Annotated in this window: 5 protein-coding genes; all 5 read right to left on the minus strand. The window is 71.8% G+C overall.

What is annotated here, in order from left to right:
- Positions 1–5: 5 nt before the first annotated feature.
- The 5 genes from ACYVE9_RS15200 to ACYVE9_RS15220 all read right to left on the minus strand — a co-directional run bounded on the left by ACYVE9_RS15200 (position 6) and on the right by ACYVE9_RS15220 (position 4,664).
- Positions 6–803: an ATP nucleotide 3'-pyrophosphokinase gene (locus ACYVE9_RS15200; protein WP_461028378.1), complete on the minus strand. Its 798-nt coding sequence runs from the start codon at positions 801–803 to the stop codon at positions 6–8.
- Between the two features lie 122 nt (positions 804–925).
- Positions 926–1,654, minus strand: coding sequence for an ABC transporter permease subunit (locus ACYVE9_RS15205; protein WP_461028379.1), 729 nt, complete (start codon positions 1,652–1,654; stop codon positions 926–928).
- Positions 1,655–1,668: 14 nt separating this feature from the next.
- Positions 1,669–2,586: an ABC transporter ATP-binding protein gene (locus tag ACYVE9_RS15210; RefSeq protein ID WP_461028380.1), complete on the minus strand. Its 918-nt coding sequence runs from the start codon at positions 2,584–2,586 to the stop codon at positions 1,669–1,671.
- 106 nt (positions 2,587–2,692) lie between these two features.
- Complete coding sequence (locus ACYVE9_RS15215) at positions 2,693–3,691, minus strand: ABC transporter permease (RefSeq protein ID WP_461028381.1); 999 nt, start codon at positions 3,689–3,691, stop codon at positions 2,693–2,695.
- Positions 3,681–4,664: an ABC transporter ATP-binding protein gene (locus ACYVE9_RS15220; protein WP_461028382.1), complete on the minus strand. Its 984-nt coding sequence runs from the start codon at positions 4,662–4,664 to the stop codon at positions 3,681–3,683. Before ACYVE9_RS15220 ends, ACYVE9_RS15215 begins: the two co-directional genes overlap by 11 nt.
- Positions 4,665–5,072 lie beyond the last annotated feature (408 nt).

Raw genomic sequence — 5,072 nt, forward strand, 5'->3', positions numbered from 1 at the left:
GGACGTCAGCGGGCGGGGACGGGGACCGGGGGCAGCAGGCGGGGTGCGGTGAGACGCTCCGCGCCGTCCGGCACCGGGACCGCGGCGAAGATCCGGCCCTGCTGCCGCTTCAGCTCCGCCACCCGCTCCGGCGGCGTGCCGGGCAGCCGCTGCTCCTCGTAGAGCGGATGCGTGACGACGGCGGCCCGGTGGCTGGCCGGGGTGTGGAACTGCACCTCGAAACGGTGGTCCGTCATGGCGTCCCGCCAGGCGGAGTTGACCGCCTTGTAACTGTCACGGGCCTTCCAGGTGTTGCTCCACCGGACGTTGCCGTGCCCGAAGGCCGCGAGCATCCGGGACGCGCCGCGCACCCCCTCGGTGTACTCCTCCTCGGGCCACTGGAGGGTGTAGCGGACCGAGTCGTTGACGTCCGCCAGCGCCTCGTGCACGTCCTGCGAGGAGTCCTCGGTGAGCCAGGTGGCGACCTTGCGCTTCAGCGAGTCGGGCGACTTCAACCGGTGGTCGAAGCCGACCAGTTCGGCACCGCTCCAGGAGGCGACCGTGCGCACCTGCGGGCTGAGCTGCTTCTCCGCACGCTCGGCACGGTTGAGGAACTCGTCGACGGCCCGGTTCTCGGCGGCGTCGAGCCGCAACCCGTCCTTCTCCCACGCCCCGCCGCCGGGCGGCTCGTGCATCTGCGGCTCCAGCACCGGCAGCGGCAGGTCCGGGCCGGAGACCGCGGCGGCCTGGGCGGGCAGTGCCCCCAGTGCGGCGGCCAGTGCGGCGCCGGTGACAACCCGGGCGGAGAGGCGGTGACACGTCATCGAAGCAGTTCCCATCGCTGAACCGGCAGTGCGCGGGGTTCAACGCCGCCGGCGTGCGACGGTCACGGGAACTGCTCCTGGACGGACGAGCGTGGGGGGGACGGACGCCCGCCCCCCGCACGTCACTCCTCGCCGGCGAGGGTGAGGCCGCGCAGCCGGTGCCCGGCGTACCAGGTGCCGGCGACCGTCACCGCCACCAGCAGCACCGCGGCCAACGGCAGACCGACCTCGGTGGTGATGCTGACGCCGCTGCCGACCACCCGGTCGGCGACCGACAGCGCCCACTGCTGGACGCTGAGGGTGCGGGCACCCGGTACCAGCGAACCGAACAGCGCCTCCCAGATCAGGGCGTAGACCAGGCCGAACACCACGGCGTGCCGGCTGATCGTGCCGAGCAGCAGGAACAGCGCGCTGTACGCGATGGACGCGACCACGGCAGCGATCGCGAAGCCGATGGCGATCTGCTGGCTGTTGCCGACGAGCACGAACCCGGCGACGAGCACCGGCAGCGCCGAGAACGCCATGGTGACGCCGACCGCGACGATCAGCTTGGTGAAGATGATGGTGGACCGCTTCAGCGGCTTGGCCAGGAGGTAGACGATCGAGCCGTCGTCGATCTCCGGGCCGATGGCGCCGGTGCCGGCGATGACGCCGATCAGCGGGACCATCGTGGCCAGCGCGAAACCGCTCAGCAGTCGCACCGCGACGTCGTCGTCGGCGGCGCCGAACCCGCGCACCGCGACCGCGATCAGCAGCAGCAGCGCGGGCAGCGCGCACAGGATCAGGGCCCGGCGGCGGCCGAGCAGCGCCCGGTAGGTGAGCCGGGCGACGGTGGGATCGTAAGTGGGCATCGCGGGGCTCCTTGCTAGGCCGTGACGAGGTAGGAGAAGACGGATTCCAGGGACTCGTCCGACGGTGAGACGGTCAGGAGCCGGATGCCGTGGGACTTCGCGATCCGCGGGAGTTCGGTGGTGAACCGGCTGAAGTCGACCGCCTGGACGCGCAGGGCGTGCTCTTCGGCGTCGAACTGGATGCCCGCCGTGGACGGGTCGGCGATCAGCGCCGCCGCCAGTGCCCGGTCGTCGCTGGAACGCACCAGGTAGCGGTGCGGCCGGTCGGTCATCAGCCGCCTGATCCTGCGGAAGTCACCGCTGGCGGCGTGGCGGCCCGCCACGATCACCTCGATGTGCGAGGCGAGCTGCTCGACCTCCTCCAGGATGTGCGAGGAGAACAGGACCGTGCGCCCCTCCGCCCCCATCTGCCGCAGCAGCTCCATCAGTTGCATGCGCTGCCGCGGGTCCATGCCGTTGAACGGCTCGTCGAGCAGCAGCACCGAGGGGTTGTGGACCAGCGCGGAGGCCATCTTGACGCGCTGCCGCATGCCCTTGCTGTACGTCGAGATGCGTCGGTCGGCGGCGTACTCCATCTCCACCGTGGCCAGCGCCCGGCGGGAGGCGGCGCCCGGGTCGTCCAGGCCGTGCAGCTCGGCGTTGGCCAGCACGAACTCCTCGCCGGTGAGGAAGTCGTACATGCCCTCGCGCTCGGGCACCAGCCCGATCTCCCGGTACACCGACTCGTTGCGCCAGATCGTCTCGCCGTCCAGCGTGACGGTGCCGACCGAGGGGGCGAGGAATCCGCCCATCATGTGGATCAGCGTGGACTTGCCCGCGCCGTTGGGGCCGAGCAGTCCGGTCACGCCGGGCGCGATGTCCACGGTGACGTCGTTGACTGCGACGACGTTGCCGAACCAGCGGGACGCGTGGTCGATACGGATGGTGGTCACAACGTCTCCTCGTTCACGGGCGTAACTCTCGACTGCGGCCCGACGGCTGCGGGGCTCGCCCCGGCCGTGGCGCTCGGCCCGACGGCTGCGGGGCTCGGCCGCCTGCTCACAGGCCCGCCTTGCCGTAGCGGCGGAGCAGCAGCAGGTAGCTGCCGGCGATCAGCGCGGCCGTCACCAGCAGGTAGCAGACGCCCGCGACGTTCCCGGGCACCAGCTCGCCGGGGAAGTCGGAGACCCCGCCGAGGAACTTCGACTGGAGGCCGGCCATGAGCGAGCCGGGCGAAGCCAGGCCCAGCCAGCTCACGGCCTCCGACGCACCCTGCTCCCAGGCGATGAACTGCACGGTCGTGACCGCGAAGTAGGGGATCGTGAGGACCGCGATGATGGCCGCCACACCGAACCCGCGGCGCGGCGTGAGGGCGGCGACCAGCAGACCGATGCCCGCGTGCAGCACCGAGAAGACCAGCACCAGCACCATGCCGAGTGCGAAGCCCTTCGTCTGCTCCGCGAAGCCGAGTTCGGCCAGCAGCCCGCCGGCGTAGAGCACCACCATCGGCACCCCGAGGAAGAGGACCAGCGCGCCCGTCATCGCGGCGAACTTCGCCAGCACGTAGTCACTGCGCTCGATGGGCCGGGAGAAGTACAGCGGCACGGTGCTGAACCGCAGGTCGCGGGAGACCGACTGGGGCGCCGCCGAGGCGATGAACAGCCCGATGAGCGGCATCATGTAGAGCGGGTACTCGGTGTACTCCAGCGGCAGAGCGTTCGCACCGGTGAAGATCGCGACGGCCACCATGATCAGTGCGGGTACGCACATCACGCCGAACAGGATCATCGGCAGGACCTTGGACTTGCCCGACCGGCCGAGCCCGTAGGCGCCGCGCAGCGACTGCGCGAACAGCGACGTCCGCGCGTAGGCGCGGCCCAGCCGGGGCCCGTCGTAGTTGCGGTAGCCGATGTTGTGGATGCTCGCGCCGGACCCGGCGCCGACCGGCGGCGACTGGGCCTGCCGGTGCTGCGCGCCTGGGGCCTTCGACAGGCCGTCCGTGGTCCCGGCCGGCTGGGCCGACCGGTCGGAGCGGGGCGTGGATGACTCAGACCGCATCGCTGCCGCCTCCTTCCCGGCCCGCGGTGTGCTGCGGCCGGCTGGTCTGGAATACCTCGGCGATGTGGTGGCGGCGCTGTTCCATCCGCACCAGGCCGAGGCCGAGGTCTGCGATCGTGTCCCGGACCCTGTCGTACGCGCTGTCGTCCTGCACGTCGACGAGCACCACGTGCCCGGCGCCGGGCAGGCCGTCGGCGGCCGGCTCCGGCTCGGCCCGGAGGCCCGCCTCGACGAGCGCCGCGCGCAGCGCGCTGCTGCCGTCCGGGTACCGCTCGGAGTCGGTGACCTCGACGGCCAGGGCCGCCGTGGCCTGCGTGAAGTCGGACGTCGCGGAGGACCGCAGCAACGCCCCGCCGTCGATGACGACCACGTGGTCGCAGGTGCGTTCCAACTCGCCCAGCAGGTGCGAGGTGACCAGCACCGAGATGCCGAAGTCGGTGTGCACCCGGCGGATCAGGCCGAGCATGTCGTCGCGGCCGACCGGGTCGAGGCCGTTGGTGGGCTCGTCGAGCAGCACCAGTTGCGGGTCGTGCACCAGGGCCTGCGCCAGCTTGACGCGCTGCTTCATGCCGGTGGAGTAGCCGCCCATCGGGCGGTACCGCTCCTCGTAGAGGCCGACGTGCCGCAGGGTGTCCGCGGTCCGCTCCCGTGCCGCGGTCGCCGGCAGCCCGGACATCCGGGCCAGGTGGACGACGAACTCGGTAGCCGACACGTCCGGCGGCAGGCAGTCGTGCTCGGGCATGTAGCCGACCCGCTCCCGGATGGCGGAGCCCTGGGTGCGCACGTCCATGCCGAGCACGCTCGCGGTGCCCTCGGTGGCCGGAGCGAGGCCGAGCAGGATCTTGATCAGAGTGGATTTTCCGGCTCCGTTGGCGCCCACCAGGCCGGTAACGCCCGGTGTGATGTCCACGGACAGCCGGTCGAGCGCGGTCACCCTGGGGTACCGCTTGCTGAGGCTTTCGGTCGCGATCACAGTCACGTCCCTGACGGTAGTGGCGCAGCGCACACAGGACGTCAGCCCCCACGGCTGGATCTCTCTACGCCTCAGGTCGTACATCCCGTACGGGACATCGGGCCGGGGGCGGGGGCGAAGCGGGAGGCGGGGCCCGCGTCGTCGCCCGGCGGCGGGGGCGGAGCGCCCGCGACGTGGGGTGCGGCGGGGCGGTGCGGGCGGCGACCGCGGGTGGCGGTTGCGGGGCGGAGGTGGCGGACGGCGGAGGTGCGGCGGGAGGTGCGGGCCGGAGCGGGAGGGTGTCGCGGACGGGCGGGTGTTACCAGCGGTATCCACAGGGCGGACAGCACCCTTGACGCAGCCATCGACTGTTGTCACATTGATCAATGTCAAGGTGCGGGCAAGCAGCTCGGCGGGGGCCTCGAACGC

Source organism: Streptomyces sparsus (assembly GCF_054776295.1).